The sequence below is a fragment of the Polaromonas sp. genome (genome assembly GCF_039930745.1).
Taxonomy (GTDB): domain Bacteria; phylum Pseudomonadota; class Gammaproteobacteria; order Burkholderiales; family Burkholderiaceae_C; genus Polaromonas.
This window is the reverse complement of record NZ_JBDTTH010000092.1, coordinates 1-16,955: the sequence shown is the minus strand read 5'-3', so window position 1 is coordinate 16,955 and position 16,955 is coordinate 1. Positions and strand designations below refer to the sequence as shown.

Annotated in this window: 21 protein-coding genes and 1 pseudogene; 6 read left to right on the top strand and 16 right to left on the bottom strand. The window is 65.0% G+C overall.

Annotated elements, in window-relative coordinates:
* The 3 genes from ABI660_RS19745 to minC all read right to left on the bottom strand — a co-directional run.
* A partial coding sequence (locus ABI660_RS19745) for a cell division topological specificity factor MinE (RefSeq protein WP_348071305.1) occupies positions 1-104 on the bottom strand: 104 nt, incomplete at its 3' end.
* 6 nt (positions 105-110) lie between these two features.
* Entirely contained in the window at positions 111-926 is an 816-nt protein-coding gene (minD, locus tag ABI660_RS19740; protein ID WP_348071299.1) for a septum site-determining protein MinD, read from the bottom strand.
* Positions 927-1,078: 152 nt separating this feature from the next.
* Positions 1,079-1,825 (bottom strand): septum site-determining protein MinC, encoded by a 747-nt coding sequence (gene minC / locus ABI660_RS19735; protein ID WP_348071297.1) that lies wholly within the window; start codon positions 1,823-1,825, stop codon positions 1,079-1,081.
* A 165-nt stretch (positions 1,826-1,990) separates the two neighbouring features.
* Between minC and ABI660_RS19730 the strand changes: the two genes are divergently transcribed.
* Positions 1,991-2,401, top strand: a complete 411-nt coding sequence (locus ABI660_RS19730) for a PPC domain-containing DNA-binding protein (RefSeq protein WP_348071303.1) — start codon at positions 1,991-1,993, stop codon at positions 2,399-2,401.
* A 250-nt stretch (positions 2,402-2,651) separates the two neighbouring features.
* Here ABI660_RS19730 and ABI660_RS19725 read toward each other — a convergent pair whose 3' ends face one another.
* Both ABI660_RS19725 and ABI660_RS19720 read right to left on the bottom strand, forming a co-directional pair.
* Positions 2,652-3,113: a PaaI family thioesterase gene (locus tag ABI660_RS19725; protein WP_348071295.1), complete on the bottom strand. Its 462-nt coding sequence runs from the start codon at positions 3,111-3,113 to the stop codon at positions 2,652-2,654.
* Complete coding sequence (locus ABI660_RS19720) at positions 3,110-3,559, bottom strand: MerR family transcriptional regulator (protein ID WP_348071293.1); 450 nt, start codon at positions 3,557-3,559, stop codon at positions 3,110-3,112. The genes ABI660_RS19725 and ABI660_RS19720 overlap by 4 nt, the downstream gene beginning before the upstream one ends.
* Here ABI660_RS19720 and ABI660_RS19715 point away from each other — a divergent pair.
* From ABI660_RS19715 to ABI660_RS19705, 3 genes are all read left to right on the top strand, one after another.
* On the top strand, positions 3,558-3,707 hold the full coding sequence (locus ABI660_RS19715) for a hypothetical protein (RefSeq protein ID WP_348071291.1): 150 nt from the start codon (positions 3,558-3,560) through the stop codon (positions 3,705-3,707). The two genes, ABI660_RS19720 and ABI660_RS19715, sit on opposite strands and share 2 nt — an antisense overlap.
* A gap of 211 nt (positions 3,708-3,918) precedes the next feature.
* Complete coding sequence (locus ABI660_RS19710) at positions 3,919-4,239, top strand: hypothetical protein (protein ID WP_348071289.1); 321 nt, start codon at positions 3,919-3,921, stop codon at positions 4,237-4,239.
* A 38-nt stretch (positions 4,240-4,277) separates the two neighbouring features.
* Complete coding sequence (locus tag ABI660_RS19705) at positions 4,278-4,604, top strand: hypothetical protein (RefSeq protein WP_348071287.1); 327 nt, start codon at positions 4,278-4,280, stop codon at positions 4,602-4,604.
* A gap of 106 nt (positions 4,605-4,710) precedes the next feature.
* Here ABI660_RS19705 and ABI660_RS19700 read toward each other — a convergent pair whose 3' ends face one another.
* The 4 genes from ABI660_RS19700 to ABI660_RS19685 form a co-directional block, all read right to left on the bottom strand.
* On the bottom strand, positions 4,711-5,721 hold the full coding sequence (locus tag ABI660_RS19700; RefSeq protein ID WP_348071285.1) for a TIGR03915 family putative DNA repair protein: 1,011 nt from the start codon (positions 5,719-5,721) through the stop codon (positions 4,711-4,713).
* A 348-nt stretch (positions 5,722-6,069) separates the two neighbouring features.
* Positions 6,070-7,101 carry a lysylphosphatidylglycerol synthase domain-containing protein gene (locus ABI660_RS19695; RefSeq protein WP_348071283.1) on the bottom strand — a complete coding sequence of 344 codons (1,032 nt, stop codon included), beginning with the start codon at positions 7,099-7,101 and terminating at the stop codon, positions 6,070-6,072.
* On the bottom strand, positions 7,098-8,375 hold the full coding sequence (gene clsB / locus ABI660_RS19690) for a cardiolipin synthase ClsB (RefSeq protein ID WP_348071281.1): 1,278 nt from the start codon (positions 8,373-8,375) through the stop codon (positions 7,098-7,100). The genes ABI660_RS19695 and clsB overlap by 4 nt, the downstream gene beginning before the upstream one ends.
* Positions 8,376-8,521: 146 nt before the next feature.
* Positions 8,522-9,307, bottom strand: coding sequence for an endonuclease/exonuclease/phosphatase family protein (locus ABI660_RS19685; RefSeq protein WP_348071301.1), 786 nt, complete (start codon positions 9,305-9,307; stop codon positions 8,522-8,524).
* Positions 9,308-9,726: 419 nt separating this feature from the next.
* On the opposite strand from ABI660_RS19685, the gene ABI660_RS19680 reads away from it, so the two are divergent.
* Positions 9,727-10,197 carry a hypothetical protein gene (locus ABI660_RS19680; protein WP_348071279.1) on the top strand — a complete coding sequence of 157 codons (471 nt, stop codon included), beginning with the start codon at positions 9,727-9,729 and terminating at the stop codon, positions 10,195-10,197.
* 155 nt (positions 10,198-10,352) lie between these two features.
* A complete protein-coding gene (locus ABI660_RS19675; protein ID WP_348071277.1) occupies positions 10,353-10,721 on the top strand; it encodes a glutaredoxin domain-containing protein in 369 nt (122 codons plus the stop codon).
* 116 nt (positions 10,722-10,837) lie between these two features.
* On the opposite strand, the gene ABI660_RS19670 is transcribed toward ABI660_RS19675, so the two are convergent.
* The 7 genes and pseudogenes from ABI660_RS19670 to ABI660_RS19640 all read right to left on the bottom strand — a co-directional run.
* Positions 10,838-11,908, bottom strand: a complete 1,071-nt coding sequence (locus ABI660_RS19670) for an NAD(P)H-dependent oxidoreductase (RefSeq protein WP_348071275.1) — start codon at positions 11,906-11,908, stop codon at positions 10,838-10,840.
* Positions 11,909-12,152: 244 nt separating this feature from the next.
* Positions 12,153-12,716: a Spy/CpxP family protein refolding chaperone gene (locus ABI660_RS19665; RefSeq protein WP_348071273.1), complete on the bottom strand. Its 564-nt coding sequence runs from the start codon at positions 12,714-12,716 to the stop codon at positions 12,153-12,155.
* A gap of 229 nt (positions 12,717-12,945) precedes the next feature.
* Positions 12,946-13,695 carry an aspartate/glutamate racemase family protein gene (locus ABI660_RS19660; RefSeq protein ID WP_348071271.1) on the bottom strand — a complete coding sequence of 250 codons (750 nt, stop codon included), beginning with the start codon at positions 13,693-13,695 and terminating at the stop codon, positions 12,946-12,948.
* Positions 13,696-13,843: 148 nt separating this feature from the next.
* On the bottom strand, positions 13,844-14,545 hold the full coding sequence (locus ABI660_RS19655) for a GntR family transcriptional regulator (RefSeq protein ID WP_348071269.1): 702 nt from the start codon (positions 14,543-14,545) through the stop codon (positions 13,844-13,846).
* Positions 14,542-15,423, bottom strand: a complete 882-nt coding sequence (locus ABI660_RS19650) for an ABC transporter permease (RefSeq protein WP_348071267.1) — start codon at positions 15,421-15,423, stop codon at positions 14,542-14,544. Before ABI660_RS19650 ends, ABI660_RS19655 begins: the two co-directional genes overlap by 4 nt.
* 253 nt (positions 15,424-15,676) lie before the next feature.
* Positions 15,677-16,594 (bottom strand): ABC transporter permease, encoded by a 918-nt coding sequence (locus ABI660_RS19645; protein WP_348071265.1) that lies wholly within the window; start codon positions 16,592-16,594, stop codon positions 15,677-15,679.
* Between the two features lie 134 nt (positions 16,595-16,728).
* Positions 16,729-16,955 (bottom strand): annotated as a pseudogene (locus ABI660_RS19640) (ABC transporter substrate-binding protein); the annotation flags it as partial.

The following is a 16,955-nucleotide window of genomic DNA, read 5'->3' as shown; positions in this document are numbered from 1 at the left end:
TGGCGGCCTGAGCGTTCGTGCGCCAGGATGATCTGCAGCCGCTCTTTGGCGACGCTGGCGGTCTTTTTCTTTTCGCCGAGCAGGAAGGAGAGAAAGGAAGCCATGGCGGTTTACTTGCCTCCAAACACACGTTTGAAGAAACCCTGCTTGGGTGCGTCGGTAAAACGCAGTGGCTTGTCTTCGCCCATGAAGCGGGCAATCACGTCCTTGTAAGCTTCGGAGACATCGCTGCCTTCCATGTGCACGGCGGGCACGCCCTGGTTGGAAGCCTGCAGCACCGCTTCGGACTCGGGGATCACACCGATCAGCTTGATGCGCAGGATGTCCTTGATGTCTTCAAGTGAAAGCATCTGGCCCTGGTCGACGCGGCTGGGGTTGTAGCGGGTGATCAGGAGGTGTTCCTTGATCGGGTCGCCGCCTTCCATGCCGCGCTTGGTCTTGCTCGAGAGCATGCCGAGGATACGGTCGGAGTCCCGTACCGAGGACACTTCGGGGTTGGTGACCACCAGCGCTTCGTCGGCAAAATGCATGGCCATCAGCGCACCGGTCTCAATGCCGGCCGGCGAATCGCAGACGATGTATTCGAAGTCCATGTCGCCCAGATCCTTGAGCACTTTCTCGACGCCTTCCTTGCTCAGCGCTTCCTTGTCGCGCGTCTGCGAGGCGGCCAGCACGTAGAGGTTGTCGCACTGCTTGTCCTTGATCAGGGCCTGGTGCAGGTTGGCCTCGCCCTGGATCACGTTGATCAAGTCATACACCACGCGGCGCTCGCAACCCATGATGAGGTCGAGGTTGCGCAGGCCGACGTCAAAGTCGATGACGGCGGTTTTGTGCCCGCGCAATGCCAGGCCGGTTGCAAAGCTGGCGCTGGTGGTGGTTTTGCCCACGCCGCCCTTGCCGGAGGTGACCACAATGATTTTTGCCATGCGTAAAAGTCCTTTTGGGTAAACAGATTTTGGTTCAGGCGGGGCCGTGAGTTTCTTCTACCAGCAGGGGCCGCGGGTCCGGCTTTGCCGGCCCGCAGGCGCAGCGCCCCCTTGGGGGGCAGCGCAGTACACGAAGTGACAAGCGTGGGGGCTCATATCGGACTCATGACCAGCTTGTCGCCTTCGGGGCCGGGTACGAGGCGCACTTGTGTGGGCTTGCCCCACACGCCTTCGGGCAGCGGGTTTTCGCTGGTGCGGTAGATGCCGGCAATCGACAGCAGCTCGGGTTCCAGGCTGAGCGCAAAGATGCGTGCATCGGTGTTGCCGCGCGCACCGGCCATAGCCTTGCCGCGCAGCGGTGCGTAGACATGGATGTGCCCGTCGGCAATCACTTCGGCACCGGCGTTGACCATGCTGAGCACGACCAGGTCGCGCCCGCGTGCATACACCTGCTGGCCCGAGCGTAGGGGTTTGTCGATCACCAGCGCGCCGGGAGCCGGGGCCACGTCTGCAGCGGGCGCCGGGGCTTTGCTGCGTGCGGGTGCCGGCGGCGCGGCGGTGCTGATGCGCGCGTCGGGTGCGAGCACCAGGCCGGCTGCGCTGGCTGCGGCCATTTGCGCGGGCTGGCCGCCGCGCACGGCGATGGGGGCCACGCGGTAGGGGCGCAGCAGCGCGAGCAGCGCTTCGAAGTCCAGCACGGCTGCGTCGGCGGGCAGCTGGGAGAGCTCGATGACCAGCGGGTCGTTGTCAAAAAAATCGGGGATGTCGCCGAAACGCAGCGCCAGATCGCGCGACAGTGCGTTGAGGTCGGGGGACTTGAGAAAAAGCGCGACCAGGGGCAGGTTGGCGCTTTTGATTTCGAAGGTGGCGGGGGTGCTGGCCGGGAGGGCAACGGTCATGGGGAGATGGACGCCGCGTTGCCGCGGGAAAAATGGAGTATCGGTCGCCTCAAAGCGTAGCCCGGAAAGGGACGAATCTTAACAGCGGGGCATGTCGCAGTTGTGAGCGAATGAAACGCCTGCGACTGTGCGAGGATGCGCCTCATGACATTGCAAGCCCCTGCACTGCAAACCCATGTCCTGCGCATGAAACCCGGCGACGATTTGCGCGGTGCGCTGGAAGCGGCGTTTCGCGAACTGCAGGCGGACGGCGTGGAGGCCGCCTGCGTGGTCTCCGCGGTGGGCAGCCTGTCATGTTCGGTGCTGCGTTATGCGGACCAGCCCAGCGGAACGAAGTGGGCCGTGCAGCTGGAGCTTCTGACGCTGTCCGGCACGTTAAGCAGAGACGGCGCGCATCTGCATGCGAGCGTGGCTGATGGCCAGGGCACAGTGCGCGGCGGCCATATGATGCGCGGCTGCACGGTGCGCACCACAGCCGAGGTGGTGCTGGCTTTGCTGCCGGGCTGGCAGTTCGGCCGCGCACCCGATGCAGCCACCGGCTTCATGGAGCTGGTGGCGGTGCGCCGGCCGGACTGAGCGGGACATTTTTTTCCGTAGCTACCTGGCTTTTTGCGCCGTGCTTGCCCTCACCCCTGCCCTCTCCCGGAGGGAGAGGGAGCAAAGACGAGCCTTTTCTTTTTCCCTTTCCCTCTGGGAGAGGGTTAGGGTGAGGGTCTCCCGGATTGACGTGTGATGGCTCAAGGCGTGCTGAGTGGTTGCGTTTATGAAGCCAAATCGGCCGACAGCCCTTGGTGGGCGGGCACAGGTAGCTATGTAAACAATAGCGTCAATGCGCTTGCGCGGCGGCGGCGGCATTGATATTGCGCGCCGTGCCGAGCAGGGTGGCGCACAGGACTTCCTCGCCCTGGTTGCTGACGGCATACACGTCTGCCGCACAGATGGTGAGCAGCTTCCCCGCGCTGACCACCCGCCCTCGCGCGCGGAGCAGCGCGCCTTGCGCGGGAGCCAGCAGCTTGAGGGTGGCGTCTACGGTGGCGTTGACCCAGCCTGGTGCCAGCAGGCTGCCCGCGGCGGCTACAGCGGCAAAGTCGGCCACGGCAAACACCGCGGTGGCCTGCAGCTGGCCGGGACGAAAGCAGAAGGCTTCAAGCACCGGGATCTCGACCTCCACTTCGCCGGGCACGATGCGCCTGAAGGCCAGGCCCAGGGTGCGGGCCATGGGCATGGCGAGCACCAGCTGTTCAAGCGGCTGGAACTGCGGGGAGGTGTGTGTGGCCTGGGTTGTCATGACGTGGGTTTCCTGCGTGGTGTGGAAAGGGCGGTGGGCCAGGGTGCCTTGCCGTTCTGTTTAGCCGCGAGGCGCTGCGCCCTTTTTGCCTGGTGCTCGCGTTGCTGCTTGTGCATCCACGCGATGTGTTCGACCACGGCGCGGCGCTGGGTTTTGAGCTGGCCGATCTGTGCGTCTATGTCGGCCACCCGGGCCTGCATGGCTTCGGCCATCTGCTCAAAGCTCAGCCGCCCGGCGCGGTAGGCGGGAAGCTGCGCCGCAATGGCCTTGAGCGAAAAGCCGATGCTGCGCGACATGGCGATGAAGACGACCTCGCGGCGCATGGCTTCGGTGTACTCGCGGTAGCCGCTGGCGCGGCGCGCGGGCAGGAGCATGCCGAGCTTTTCATAGTGGCGCAGGGCGTGCACGGAAACGCCGGTGCGTTGGGCGAGTTCAGAAATCTGCATGAGCGCCACCTTAGCAAGCTTCGTGCTGCACGAAGCTAGTGCAGTGTTGCACGCTATCTGGAACATAGAAGCGCGTCTTTTGCGCCATGGCTGCGTTGCAAATCCGCGCGATACCTTGGGTATCGCTGTGGTTTACGCCTTGCCCTGACCCAAAATCCATCGCTTTTATTTGTTCCATCAAGCATGCAACACTGCACCAGGACAGATCCTGCCGCTGTCGCCTGCGGAGCAGCGGCCCTGGCGGCGCACAGGTCCTACAGGCACGCGGGCTGGCTGCCGATAAGCCGCGGCGCGGGCGCGTCCTATATTGAAACTGCGGACCTGCCACTGCGCGGGCGCATCAAGAAAAAGGAGACGCGATGAACACGAACATGTTGGCCATGCCGGTGCTGCTGATGGCGCTGCTGGGGATGTCGGCAGGGGCTACGGCGCAGCCCAGTACCATGCCCGAAGGTGCTACCCAGGTGCTGCCCGAGATGGGTGTGGTGCCAAAGAAGCCAGAGGCCGAGGTGCCGCCTGACCTGAAGCCCAGAAAGCGCCTGCAACTCAAGCCGCGCATGAAGTCTGATGAGCTCAAGCCGGCATTTCATCCGGAACTCAAACCCGAAATGAGCCCCGGCCTACAGCCGAACAGCCAGAAACCCTTGCGCCAGGACAACCCGCCGCGCTCCGGCGGGTGACAGGCTGAAGCTCTGACCCTGACTCTCAAGGAGTTTTCATGAAAGCCCCTTTCTCAGACTACCCAGGTTGTTCACGTTCCGTGTTACCGCTGTTGGCCGCCGTGTTGCTGGCAGGCGGCGCGGCGCTGGCCCAGGACCCCACGCCGACGCCCGGCCCGCGCATCAACCGCAACCCGGTCTACCGCGAAAACCTGCCGCCGGCACCTCCGGTAGAGCCCGATCCGCGCGATTCGACCACACGCCCCGTCGAGCCGCCCGAGCAGCCGCCGGCCGATGGCCGCAGTGTGCTGACCACGCCGCCCGCGACGCAAGCACCGGCTTCGGCGCCTGCCGCGCCCGCTTCGGTCCCACTGCAAGGGCGCTGAATGCCTTCTGGTGGGGGCCAGCCGGTGTTTTTGCGCAAAATCGGCCTCTAGACCTTACGCTGCCTGGGCAGACAGCTATCAAACAGGTAGCAGGGGTGATGGCTGCTTACGCCGCAAGCCCAAGACCGGTGAGTTGGTTTGCCCAGCCGGCCTCGCGTTCTTCGGACGCCGCGCCGGCTTCGTGCAGGCCATCAAACGAAAGCTGCACCTGCGTTTCTGCTGTCCGCGCAGGAACAGCGAGCTCAGCCCGGCCTTGGGGCAGTCGTCTGGCGGGCTGGGATGCCAAGCGGCTCCCGCGCTGATGGGCGGCGGAAACCGCAGGATGCATGCGCTCTGCCCCGGGCAGCTTGCGCCGGTATTTGCGCGGCATGCCTTTGTGCAGCGCCGGCACGGCCTGGCGCGCTAGCTGGAAGGTGCGCTGGTAAAACGCGAGCCAGCGTTGCTCACCGGCGTCAGGCGACGGTGCGTCTTCCCTGCTGGCGCCGGGGGCGAAGTGAAGGCTGGCGCCGTCCCACCGGGCACTGGTTTGCGGCGTCAGGAGCGCCCAGCGCATCTGCGAAAAGCGGGAGGCGAACAACAGGGCAATGGCCTCAACAATCGTGTGCTCGGGTTCGAACCAGGCCACATGCAGCGGTCCGCCTTCGGGATGGTTGCGGAAGGTGTCGTCCTGCACGCTGCGAAAGCGCACAAAAGCTTTCATCTTGTGCATGTCACGCTGCACTTCCTGGGCCAGGCGCTGGGCCTCGGCCATGTCGCCATCGAGCGGGTTGTGGCGCAGCCCGGGCTCGTGCACCAAGCGCCAGAGCAGGCGGTAAAGCAGCTCAAAGCGGCCGGGCTGGCTATGCAGGATGGCGCTTTCGCACAGCGCCACGAACTCGGGTGGCACCGGTACCGCGGGTGCGTCGCCAGCGGCGGGGCTTTCTGGCGGAAGGGCAGGCAGCTCATGCGCGGGGGTGTCGCCGCAGTGCCAGCTGACCTGTGCGGGCAGGATGTTCTGTGCCAGCAGGCCGCGTGCGGCGCGGCGAAAACCCTCCAAGTCTGCCGGCCCCCTGAGGGTGACGGGCGCGAGGGCCTGCGGAAAGAGGTCGTTCGTCAGGGGGTCACTCATCATGCCCATGCCGTTCTCCTTGTGTTGCCTTCTTTTTCATGGTGCGCGCGGCGATGGCGCGCGCGGTGTAGGCCGGAGTGCCGATCACGGCGCAGGCTGGGCCGCCTTGGGTGCGCTGAAAAGAGGAAACACGGTTTGTGCATGTGTGCCGCTGCGCGCATGCTTCGCCGCGCTGGGCGAGCGGGCCAGAAGGAGGGCACCATGGGGCCCGTGTGGTGAGGGTTTGCAGCATAAACACTGGATTAATATACAGTGTTTATGCCTTTCAGGCCAGAGTCTGGAGGCTCCGGCCGCGAAGAAACGCAGCTTTCAGGGTCAAACACGCGAGAACAGTGCTTGAAACTGCGCCATTTCCTGTCAAGAGCGGTCAAGAGCCCGAAAGTCCCGGCTGGATGCTTTTTCGGCCGTTCCGGCCTCCCGGGCCAGTTTTTTGGCCCGTGTTTCCATGATGAGGAACACCGCGGCGGCTACGGCCAGCGGTCCCAGGTAATACAACACCCGGTAGGCCAGCAGGCCGGCAAGCAGTTCGTGGCGCGGCATCTGGTGTGAGAGCAGGGCCACAAACACGGCCTCGAGCACACCCAACGCTCCGGGCACATGCGCGATGACGCCGGCCACGGCCGCGACCAGCAGCACGCTGACCACGGTGGGGTAGTCGATTTTCTGCTGCAGCAGCAGGTACACGACGCCGCCCATGATCAGCCAGTTGCTGGCCCCCATGGTGACTTGCAGCAGGGCCAGCCGCAGCGAGGGCAGGTTCAGCTCATGGCCGCGCAGCAGGTAGCTGCGCCGGCGCGAGAAGGCGCACAGCAGCAGGTAGGCTGCGGCCGTTCCCAGCAACACAAAGCCCAGCATCTGCAGCCCGCCGCTGCCGATTTTCCAGCCGGGCGGCAAGGCCGGTGTGTGAAAGCCGAACAGCACGCCGGCGAGCAGCAGGTAGCCCATCCAGTTGGTCAGCATGCTCAGGGACATGATGCGGGTGATCACGCCGACCTTCAGCCCCAGCCGCGAATACAGCCGGTAGCGCATGGCAACGCCGCCGACCAGCGAGCCGAGGTTGAGGTTGAGCACATAGCTGGTGAACGTGGCCAGCATCACGGTGGGCGCACGCAGCGGGTGGCCGGTGTAGTGCCGCCCCAGCAGGTCAAAGCAGCTGTACAAGGCCAGGCTGAGCGCGGCCAGTGCGGCGGCGCCCAGCAGCGAAGCCGGCGGGTAGCTGCGCAGCGCGGCAAACACCTCGTGCCATTCGATGGCGTGGGCCTGCTCCACCAGCAGCCAGGCCACCAGCGCGAAAAATACCGCTGTCGCTCCGCGTTTGAACCAGGGCCACCAGGCCTTGCCGGTGATGCCGGCTCTCTTCGGGCCGCTGCGGGCCGCGAGGGTGTTCATGACGTCCTGCCCTCGTTGACGTAGTCGATGCCTGCATCGGCGTCGACATCAGCGTCGGCGTCTAGCAGCTTTTCGGCCAGTGTCAGGCGCGGCACATGGGCCGGCAGCCAGCCAAACCAGGCCGGGTAGTGGCGCAGCAGGTGGAAGACAAAAAAGCTGCGCAGCCTGACCCACATGCCGGTTTCGGCCACGTCGCTGGCCAGGATCTGCTGGCAGCTGTTTTGCATGAGCTGCTCAAGATGTTCGCCCAGGTGCTGGTTGAAGGCGTGGTCCTTGATGATGACATTGGCTTCAAGGTTGAGCGACAGGCTCAGCGGGTCGAGGTTGCTGGAGCCGACGGTGGACCATTCGTCGTCGGTCAGCGCAACCTTGCCGTGCAGCGGTCGGTCGCGGTATTCGTAAATTTTCACACCGGCCGCCAGCAGGTGGTGGTACAGCAGGCCCGCCGCGATCTTGACGATGGGCATGTCGGGCTGGCCCTGCAGGATCAGCCGCACATCCACCCCGCGCCGCGCCGCCTTGCGCAGCTGCCGCAGCAGCCGGTAGCCGGGAAAGAAGTAGGCGTTGGCCAGGATGACGCGGCGCCGTGCACCGCGAATGGCGATGCGGTAGTGGCGCTCGATGTCGCTTTGGTGGTCGCGGTTGTCCCGTGTGACAAACATGGCGTGCGCGCTGCCTGCGGCCGACGGCGTGTCGCGCTCCGGCGCAACCGGTGAGGCGGCCCTGCGGCGCAGGAATTTCCGCAGCCGGTTGCCTGCCGGCTCCTGGCCGAGCTGCAACTGGGCCAGGACAAACTCGCGGATGTCGGCGACCAGCGGGCCCTCGATTTCGACCGCATAGTCCTGCTTGGCGGTGGGGCCGAAGTCCGCCAAATGGTCGGCCGCATAGTTGATGCCGCCGACAAAAGCGCGTGCGCCATCGACCACCACAATCTTGCGGTGCATGCGGCGAAAAAGGTTGGTGCGGTAGCCCCACAGGCGGGGGCTGGGGTCAAAGACATGCACCCGCACGCCGGCTTGCGTGAGTGCCAGGATGAAAGCGGGCGAGAGGTCGGGAGAACCATAGCCGTCAATGGTGACGTCGATCTGCACGCCGCGCCGCGCCGCGGTGAGCAGCGCTTGCTGCAGGGCCTTGCCGACCTTGTCTTCAAACAGGATGAAGGTCTCCAGCAGCACCTCGCGTTCGGCTGCGGCGATGCACTCGAACACCCGCGGGAAAAAGGCCTCGCCATTTTCCAGCAGGGAAAATGCATTGCCCTCCACCCACTTGCTCATGCGCTTTCCCCAGTGGGCCGCACCCACCGGATGGGCTTCGTCCCGTTCAAGCAGGGGCCGCGGATCTGGCTTCGCCAGTCCGCAGGCGCAGCGGCCCCCCCGGGGGGCAGCGCAGTACACGCAGTGACAAGCGTGGGGGCCATATTTTAGAGTTCGATTTCAGCAGCCAGCGGTGCATGGTCCGACAGGTGCGACCAGGGCCGGGGCGGCAGCACCACCGGCGCATGGCCGACGGCGTTGCGCACGTAGATGCGGTCGAGCTGCAGCACGGGAAACCGCGCGGGGAAGGTGCGCGCGGCCTTGCCGTTGGCCTGCACAAACACTTCGTGCATGCCGGCACCCTGCTCGAGCACACCATGGGCGCGGCGGCGCCAGTCGTTGAAGTCGCCAGCGGCGATCACTGGTGCGGTAGCGGGGATGTCCTTGAGCACCATGTCGCACAACATGCCGAGCTGCTTGATGCGGTGCGACTCGGCCAGGCCGAGGTGCACACAGATGGCGTGGATGTGAGTGTCGCGGCCGGGTACCTCCAGCACGCAGTGCAGCAGGCCGCGCCGCTCGGGGCCGCTGATGGAAACGTCGCGGTTTTCGAAATGGACAATGGGAAACTTCGACAACACGGCATTGCCGTGGTGGCCATTGGTGTAGACGGCGTTGCGGCCGTAGGCAAACTGCGGCCAGATGGTGTCGGCCAGAAATTCATAGTGCGGTGTGGCCGGGTAATTGGCCACCCGGCTTTCGTTCCGGGCGTGGGTGCCGGTCACTTCCTGCAGGAAGACGACGTCGGCGCCGACCGTGCGTACTGCTTCGCGCAGCTCATGCAGGATGAATTTGCGGTTGAAGAAAGTAAAGCCCTTGTGGATGTTGACCGTCAGCACCTTGATGGAAAAACTCAGCGCGGCGGTGGCGATGGCCTGCCGGGTTTCGGCCATGGCATCGGCGTCATCGCGGACAGTTTCCACCACGGCGGCGGCTTCGTTGGGTTGGATCAGGGATTGGGGTGGAAGCATGAGGCGGGCAGGAAAAGACGCACAAGTAGGAGGGGACGGCAAATATTCATTGTCTCGCTGCTGCATGCCAGGAAACTGTAGGACAGCAAGCTAAATTATCGTGTGTGGTCGGTGTGTGCTGGTGATGACCTGCTTGTGTGAAGCTTTGTAAAAGCCGGTGTCCTACGCGAGACGGGGCGGCTTTCCGGCATCTCCAGGTGAGCGCGGGCGCTAAATTGAAATCAACCAGTCCCGATGTAGGGGCGGTTCCTGCAGGTGCTTTCACCGGCCCTGCAGGATGGCAGGCAAACCCGGAAGTCATGACTTGTCCGGGCTGCCTGGTTTAACAACAGGAGTTTGAAATGAACAAGTTTTCCATGCGATCCATCCCTGCTGCTGCGGCCCTGGTCGTCACGCTGGCGTTTTCTGCCCATGCCCAGGTCAGTGTGGACACCGGTGTGCGCACTGGCGTCAACACCAATATCGGCAGCGACGTGCGTGCCAACGCAGGCGTCGGCGTGAACGCGGAGGCTTCTTCCATGGGTACGGCCACACGCAGCGGCTCCTCGGCCGGCGTAAACAGCGATACCCGGGTCGGAGCCCAGACCTCGGGTAGTGGCGTCAAGGGCACGGTGAGCCGCGCGGCCAACAAGACCGAGAACGCAGTGGAACGCGGCGCCCATGCGGCCCAGCGTGGTGCGGGCAAAGCCGTTAATTCGGTGGGCAATGTGGCCCGCCGTGCTGACCGCCGCATCAAGAACGCGCTGCCGGCGAATGCCGGCGGTAGCGGCCAGGTGAACGTGCAGGGTTCCGGCAACCTCGAGGCCAAGTAAGCCTCGGCCGAAACAGGCACAAGCGGCCCCGCAGGGCCGGGCTGGCGGACAGGTTCTGCTGGCTCGGCCCTGTTTTTTTGCCAGCCCAGCAGGCCAGACACGCGTTCTGCCGTATGCTGCGGCTGCTTCCTGCAACCGCCTGAAAGGATTTCGCCATGTCCCGCGCCATACTCGAGGATGCACGCATCCATCCGGCTATCCAGGGGAAGATCGCCCGGCATGAAGAGGCCATCGTGCGGGAGGTGCAGGCCGCCATTGCGACGCATGCCGTGGTGGTGGTCGGCATGGGCATGAACCCTTTTCCGCGCAAGGCGCGCCGCGCGTTGGATGCAGCAGGCGTGGCTTACCACTACCTTGAATACGGCAATTACCTGAACACCTGGCGTGAACGCAATGCGCTCAAGATGTGGACGGGCTGGCCGACTTTTCCGCTCGTGTTTGTGCGCGGCACCCTGATAGGCGGCGCGGCCGATCTGGACAAGCTGATCGCCAGCGGAGAACTCAAGGCCTTGCTGGCATCCTGACGCCGGCCTCGGCGGTGCACCGTTAGCGACACAAGCGTGGGGGTTCCCCTCTTCACCAGCAGGCGCAGCGGCCCCCTCGGGGCAGCGCAGTACGCGAAGCGACAAGCGTGGGGGCTCTATTTCCGCCGTGGTCGGACCAAACTTTTGTCGGGCTGCGACAGTGTGCCGGCACGCAATTCCCTGACGGCGTGGGCCACCGCCTTGGCCACATTGCGTACCTCCGCCTGCAGGCCCGCGTCGGCATCGAGCGTGTCGTGGCTGGTGGCATAGGGTTCGTAATACCCCACATAACGGTCCAGCCGGGCCTGGCTGCCGGCATCCACGAGCCCCATCCAGTCAAGCCAGTCCGACAGGCCGCGCCGCGTGCCTTCAATACCCGCGACGTCGCCATGCACCACCAGGCCATAAGCGCGGCCGGCCAGGTGCTGCGGGTAGCTCCAGCCTTTCATCTCGAGCGCCTTGGCTTCTTCGGGTTTCTTGCCGTGGGTGCTGGTCGGGTCCGGGTTGCCGCCGTCGGCGCAGACCAGGCGGTCCATCATGAGCTTGAGCGGGCTGGGTGCCTGGTACCAGTAAACCGGTGTCAGGATGATGACCGCGTGCGCCGCTGTCCAGCGCTCGTAGATCTCGTTCATCCAGTCGCTGGTCTGCCCCTGCGCATGGTTGGGGTAGCAGCTGCAGGGCCAGTGGCACAGCGGCATGGCCGTGGACACACAGCCTTTGCAGGGGTGGATGTGCAGGTGATAGCTTGACGCGAGCCAGCTCAGGTCGAGCACATCGGTTTCGATCTGCGCCTGCCGGAGGGTCTGCTCCGCCCACTGCAGCACGCGGAAGGTCTTGGAGATTTCACCGGGGCAGGTGCCGTCGTTGCGGGCCGAGCCGCAGACCAGCAGCACGCGGGAGGGCGTGGCAGGGTCGCGCCAGGCGGCCTGCGCCTTTTCAATGCGGGCCTTCGCAGCCAGCCAGTCGATGGACAGTTCGTACTCGGGGTCGGCGTAGCCGGGGCCGGCCTTGCGTGTGCGCGGCGCCTTGCGCCCTTCCTGGTAAGCCTCCCAGGCGATTTGTTCTACACGCGACAGCGCTTTTTCCTCGGCCTGGAAAGCCGGGTCCATGAACGATTCCATGAAGCGTTCATGAAACACATCGCGCGACAGAACGGCGGGCGCCTGGCCTTTGCGGACTTCAGTCATGCCGCCAGTTTAGGGACGCTGCAGGGCGCCAGCGCGGGTTCTGGAATTTGTCCTACGCGGGCTGGAGGAGCCGTCTGTCCAGCGAGAAAATATCAGTAAAAACAGGTACTAGCCCCTGTGACATAAGCGCTGGTAGCTCCTGAAAGCATAGCAAACTTCACTGGGGCCCGACCATGAAAAAGGCCTGCGCCGCGCCCTGAAAAGGCGTGGCGCAGGCCCGGATCAGGCTGCAGATTCTGGCTGCTCAGCCTTTGGGATGCTGGCCGTGATGGCCATGGTGGCCTTTGCCGCCCATGCCGCCCCGGCTCATGCGCTGGCTGTCAAAGGTTTTTTGCTGCTCGGGGCTGAGCGCGGCGTAGAAGGACTTGGTGGCGTCGCCGCGTTTGTCCATGGCGGTGTTCATCGCGGCCATGCGCTGGGCGCGCATCTCACGCATCTTGTCGATGCGCTGGGGCGTGGTCAGCTTGTCGAACTCGGCTTTCATGGCCGCGCGGTCGGGGCGTGCGGTGGGGCGGGCCGGCGGCTGCATGGCGGCGGTGTAGGCGGACCAGGCGCCGTCCTGTGCCGGCGTCAGGGCCAGCTTGGCTTTCAGCTCGGCCTGGCGCTTGGCGATACGTGCCTGCATTTTGGCGGGGTCGTGGCGGCCCATGCGATTGCCTTTGGCGCTGCCGGCTTTTGCCGGGGAGACCTGCTCCGCAGGTGCGGCAGGTGCAACGGTTTGCGCCGTGGCAGCCAGGCCCGCGGTGGCCATGATGCCGGCCAGCAGCAGGGTGTTGACAGATTTCAGGGGTTTGAACATGGAGGTCATCAAAGCTTCCTTTCAGTAGAAGACAAGCCCTGCTGCCGGGAATGGCGTCAGGTTGAAGGGAAGTTTGCGCGGGCTGTGTAAGTGCGCCATGACGCGTGCGTGAGGGTTTCGTAAAGTTTCTTTGCAGAGCCCTCTGCGTGCCTTTCGCCGTCGTGTGCCAGGATGTAAGCGCGAAAAGTGCCTGTAGCTCTTATGATATGGGCGCTGACAGCTATAAAAAAAGGAGCAATCAGGCGCCGCTGCGGACCTGTCCGAGCGCGGTGAGTTCGGGCGAGAGCTGTTCCCAGGCCATGTCGAAGCCCGGCGCCTTGCGCTGCGGCGGTGGCGCGTGGTTGCGCAGCGCCCAGTGTGCGCCGGCGGTCACGCTGTCGATCACGGGCACGCTCACGCCGGGCTGGATGCCGGCGGCCAAACCTGCCAGGCCGGCGCCGCCGAGGATGACGGTCTGCGCGCCGAGCTGGCGCACCGCATCGCGGCAGGCCTGGGTCAGCAGGGAGTGCGCGGCGGCGGGGTCGGCGGCGAGTTCGGCGCCGGTCGGAACCACGGTGTGGATGCCTGCGAGCGAAGGCGCATGGCCCAGCGCCTGCGCCAGCCGGGCCAGCATGGGCCCCCAACGCTCGCCGCCGGTGACGATGGCAAAACGGCCATGGCGCGCGGCTTCAATGAACGCGGCCTCGGCCAGGCCGGTGACGGGCACCGGGCTGCTTTCGCGCAGTGCCAGCAGCCCGGGGTCGCCGAAGCAGCCGATCAGCACCGCATCGGGTGCCTGCTGCGGCGCGGTGAGGGCGGCGGCCCAAGCGTCCAGCGTGGCGTGTGCCGCCACCGCATAACTGGCCTCGTCGGCAATGTAGGGTGCGCCGAAACGTGCGGTGACGGTGCGTACCTGCACGTGCAGTCCGGCTGCGGCCTGCACGTGGTTTTGCAGCAGGGCGCTGACCGACGCCGAGGTGTTCGGATTGATGACGAGTAATTGCCGCATCAAACTCAGGCCGTACCAGAGCCGACAGCCGCGCGGGCCCCGTCTTGACCAGCCGGGGCCGCGGAACCGGCTTCGCCGGGCCGCAGGCGCAGCGCCCCCTCGGGGGGCAGCGAAGTACGCGAAGCGACGAGCGTGGGGGCCATATACCTCAGCTGAAAAGTGTGGCCAGGTCGGGTGCGGCATCCGTCGGCGGCGTGAACTGTAATTGAGACTCCAGCCGTGTCAGATGCTCATGCATGCGGCGCGCGGCCTCCGGTGCGTCGCGCAGCGTGATGGCGTCGAGCAGGGCGCGGTGTTCGCGGCAGCCGCAGGCGGTGGCTTCCTCGCGTTCGCGCGCATGGGCCGGGCTGTAGGTCATCAGGATCAGCGAGGTACGGGAGGTCAGCTCGCGCAGGATGCGGCCCAGGGTCTGGTGGCCGGCGCGCTCGGCAATGTGCAGGTGGAAGTCGCCCGAGAGGCGGATGGCGCGGCGCATGTCGCCGGCCAGGCGGGCCGCGTCCTCGTCGGCGATGCATTGTTTCAGGCACAGGATGTCGGCCTTGCCTGCGTGGGCGATGAACAGTTCGACCAGGCGCGGCTCGATCAGGCGGCGCGCCTCGAAAACCTCACGCGCTTCCTCTTCGCTGGGCTGGGCGATGGTGGCGCCGCGATTAGGCGTGAGCGTGACCACCTGCTCGTTGGCCAGGCGGACCAGCACGGGCCGGATACGGGTGCGCGAGACCCCGAAGGCGCTGGCGAGTTTGTCTTCGACCAGCTTGGTACCGGGCGGCAGGCGGTGGTCGAGGATGGCCGAAACGACGCGTTCGTACATTTCGCTGTCGCTCAGGGCCGGTGTGACGGCATCGCTCATGGCGCGGCTTTTTTCTGGCGCTTGCCCAGCCAAAGGGCCAGGCCGACGGCCACACCCATGACGGCAAAAGACACGATGGTGGTGACGGTACCCAGCGCGTAGATGGAGGGTGTGGTGACGGTGGAGGTCAGGCCCTGCAATTCGAGGGGCAGGGTGTTGACGTCGCCGATGGCCTGCGAGGTGCGTGCGATTTCGTCCCAGCTCAGGGTGAAGCCGAACATGCCGATGCCCACCACCGAGGGGCCGATCAAGGGAAGCACGACATGGCGGAAGGCCTGCCAGGGCGTGGCGCCGAGATCGCGCGCGGCTTCTTCATAGGCAGGGTTGAAACGGTTGAACACAGCGAACATGATAAGCAGGCCGAAGGGCAGCGTCCACGTCAGGTGCGCGCCCAGCGCCGATGTCATGAGCCCGAGCGCGGTGCCGTAGTTCTCCAGCATGCTTTCGGGCAGCAGTGCCTTGATGCCGCTGTCGAGCAGGCGGAACTGCAGGCCGATGCCCAGCGAGACGATGATGGACGGCATGATCAGGCTGGCGACGGTGATGAAAAACAGCGCATTGCCGCCGCTGAGCTTTTTGCGGAAAGCCAGACCGGCCAGCACCGAGAGCACGACGGTGAAAAGCATCACCACACCGCCCAGCATCAGCGAACGCAAAAAAGCCGCGCCTATGTCCACCGTGCCCAGCCCCTCGGCCAGTTTGTAGAACCAGTGCAGCGAGACGCCGCGCATCGGGAATGTCAGCCCGCCTTCCGGGCCCTGGAAGCTCAGCACGAAGATGGTCAGCATGGGGCCGTACATGAAGAGCACGAACAGGGCGAAGACTATCGCCAGCGGCCAGAAGCCCGGGGAGCGTTGTTCTCCGATGCGTTGGCTCATGGTCGGCGCTCCTTGGTGGCTGCTGGGCGCACCGGGCAGCCCGCTGCGCGAATGTCCCCCGGCTTCGCCTCCTCCTTGATTTCGCTCCGCGGGCTGCCCGATGCCTTCGGGACGGGCAGGGCGCTACACGCAACGCGCAACGATGGGTGCTTGTCTCTTTTCAAGCAGGGGCCGCGGGTCCGGCTTAGCCGGCCCGCAGGCGCAGCGGCCCCCTCGGAGGGCAGCGCATTACGCGAAGCGACAAGCGTGGGGGTCAAAGCTCTTTCCTTATATCAACGAGGCGAGTGAGGCCCCAGATGATCATCAGCACGATGGCCAGCAGGATCACGGCGTTGGCAGCGGCCAACGGGAACTGCAGGTAGGAGGTCTGCACCTGGATGATCTTGCCAATGGAGGCGATCTGTTGGCCGCCCATCACGCCGATGGTGACGAAGTCGCCCATGACGATGGTGATGACAAAAATCGAGCCGATCAAAATGCCGGTGCGCGACAGCGGAACAATCACGTTCCACAGCGTCTGCCAGCCGGAGGCGCCGCTGTCGCTGGCGGCCTCGAGCAGGGAGCGGTCGATGCGCATCATGCTGTTGAAGATGGGCACGATCATGAACATGGTGTACAGGTGCACAAAGGCCAGCACCACCGAGAAGTCGGAAAACAGCAGCCACTCGACCGGCTCGTTCACGATACCCGAGCCGACCAGGCCCTGATTCACCAGCCCGTTGCGGCCCAGCAGCGGCACCCACGAGATCATGCGGATGACGTTGGAGGTCCAGAAGGGCACGGTGCACAGCACGAACAGCGCGGTCTGCATGCCGGGTGAACGCACGTGAAAAGCCAGGAAGTAGGCGACCGCAAAGCCGATGAGCAGCGTGATGCCCCAGACCAGCAGGCAGAACTTGAGCGTGGAAATGTAGGTGGACAGCGAGACACACAGGTCGCCGTTGTCGGTGAGTTGGCTGCAGCCTTCAAAGATCGCAAAGTAGTTGCGGAAGGTGAAGCCGGGGATCAGCTCGTACTCGTTGAAATTCCAGAAGCTGACCATCAGCACCAGTGCCAGCGGCACCAGAAAAAACAGCGCAAACACCGCCGTGAACGGCGCCGCCTGCCACCAGGCCTTGACCGCGTGGACGGGCAGGCTGGCGGCGTGTGTGGGGGCGGTGGGTGTGCTCATTGGTTGTAAATCAGGCGCGCGCTGCGTGACGGGATTGCGTCGCGAGGGCGCCGCGGCTGGTGCGAGAAGCGCAGCCGTACATCGGTACGGTGAGCATCACAGCGCCGGCCCCGGCGGCCGCAGTAGCAAGAGCGTTATGCAGCTACAAACTCGTTCCACTTGCGGACCATGTACTCGTTCTCGTCCATGATCGCGTTCCAGCAGGCGATGCCGCCCATGCGCGCTTCATAGCTGCCGCCGTCGCGCACACTGCCTGCCTTCGCCAACAAATCTCCATTCGGGCCTTTGATGTCCTGGCTGGCGGGTTTGCCTTCCATCCAGTAGGCCCACTCGTAGGCTTCCATCTTGGCCTTGGCGGTTT

Bases quoted from the DNA above. Each gene is read 5' to 3' on its own strand.
- minD (WP_348071299.1), bottom strand. From the start codon at position 926: ATGGCAAAAATCATTGTGGTCACCTCCGGCAAGGGCGGCGTGGGCAAA.
- minC (WP_348071297.1), bottom strand. From the start codon at position 1,825: ATGACCGTTGCCCTCCCGGCCAGCACCCCCGCCACCTTCGAAATCAAA.
- ABI660_RS19725 (WP_348071295.1), bottom strand. From the start codon at position 3,113: ATGACAACCCAGGCCACACACACCTCCCCGCAGTTCCAGCCGCTTGAA.
- ABI660_RS19715 (WP_348071291.1), top strand. From the start codon at position 3,558: ATGAGCGCCACCTTAGCAAGCTTCGTGCTGCACGAAGCTAGTGCAGTG.
- ABI660_RS19720 (WP_348071293.1), bottom strand. From the start codon at position 3,559: ATGCAGATTTCTGAACTCGCCCAACGCACCGGCGTTTCCGTGCACGCC.
- ABI660_RS19710 (WP_348071289.1), top strand. From the start codon at position 3,919: ATGAACACGAACATGTTGGCCATGCCGGTGCTGCTGATGGCGCTGCTG.
- ABI660_RS19705 (WP_348071287.1), top strand. From the start codon at position 4,278: ATGAAAGCCCCTTTCTCAGACTACCCAGGTTGTTCACGTTCCGTGTTA.
- ABI660_RS19700 (WP_348071285.1), bottom strand. From the start codon at position 5,721: ATGGGCATGATGAGTGACCCCCTGACGAACGACCTCTTTCCGCAGGCC.
- ABI660_RS19695 (WP_348071283.1), bottom strand. From the start codon at position 7,101: ATGAACACCCTCGCGGCCCGCAGCGGCCCGAAGAGAGCCGGCATCACC.
- clsB (WP_348071281.1), bottom strand. From the start codon at position 8,375: ATGAGCAAGTGGGTGGAGGGCAATGCATTTTCCCTGCTGGAAAATGGC.
- ABI660_RS19685 (WP_348071301.1), bottom strand. From the start codon at position 9,307: ATGGCCGAAACCCGGCAGGCCATCGCCACCGCCGCGCTGAGTTTTTCC.
- ABI660_RS19680 (WP_348071279.1), top strand. From the start codon at position 9,727: ATGAACAAGTTTTCCATGCGATCCATCCCTGCTGCTGCGGCCCTGGTC.
- ABI660_RS19675 (WP_348071277.1), top strand. From the start codon at position 10,353: ATGTCCCGCGCCATACTCGAGGATGCACGCATCCATCCGGCTATCCAG.
- ABI660_RS19670 (WP_348071275.1), bottom strand. From the start codon at position 11,908: ATGACTGAAGTCCGCAAAGGCCAGGCGCCCGCCGTTCTGTCGCGCGAT.
- ABI660_RS19665 (WP_348071273.1), bottom strand. From the start codon at position 12,716: ATGACCTCCATGTTCAAACCCCTGAAATCTGTCAACACCCTGCTGCTG.
- ABI660_RS19660 (WP_348071271.1), bottom strand. From the start codon at position 13,695: ATGCGGCAATTACTCGTCATCAATCCGAACACCTCGGCGTCGGTCAGC.
- ABI660_RS19655 (WP_348071269.1), bottom strand. From the start codon at position 14,545: ATGAGCGATGCCGTCACACCGGCCCTGAGCGACAGCGAAATGTACGAA.
- ABI660_RS19650 (WP_348071267.1), bottom strand. From the start codon at position 15,423: ATGAGCCAACGCATCGGAGAACAACGCTCCCCGGGCTTCTGGCCGCTG.
- ABI660_RS19645 (WP_348071265.1), bottom strand. From the start codon at position 16,594: ATGAGCACACCCACCGCCCCCACACACGCCGCCAGCCTGCCCGTCCAC.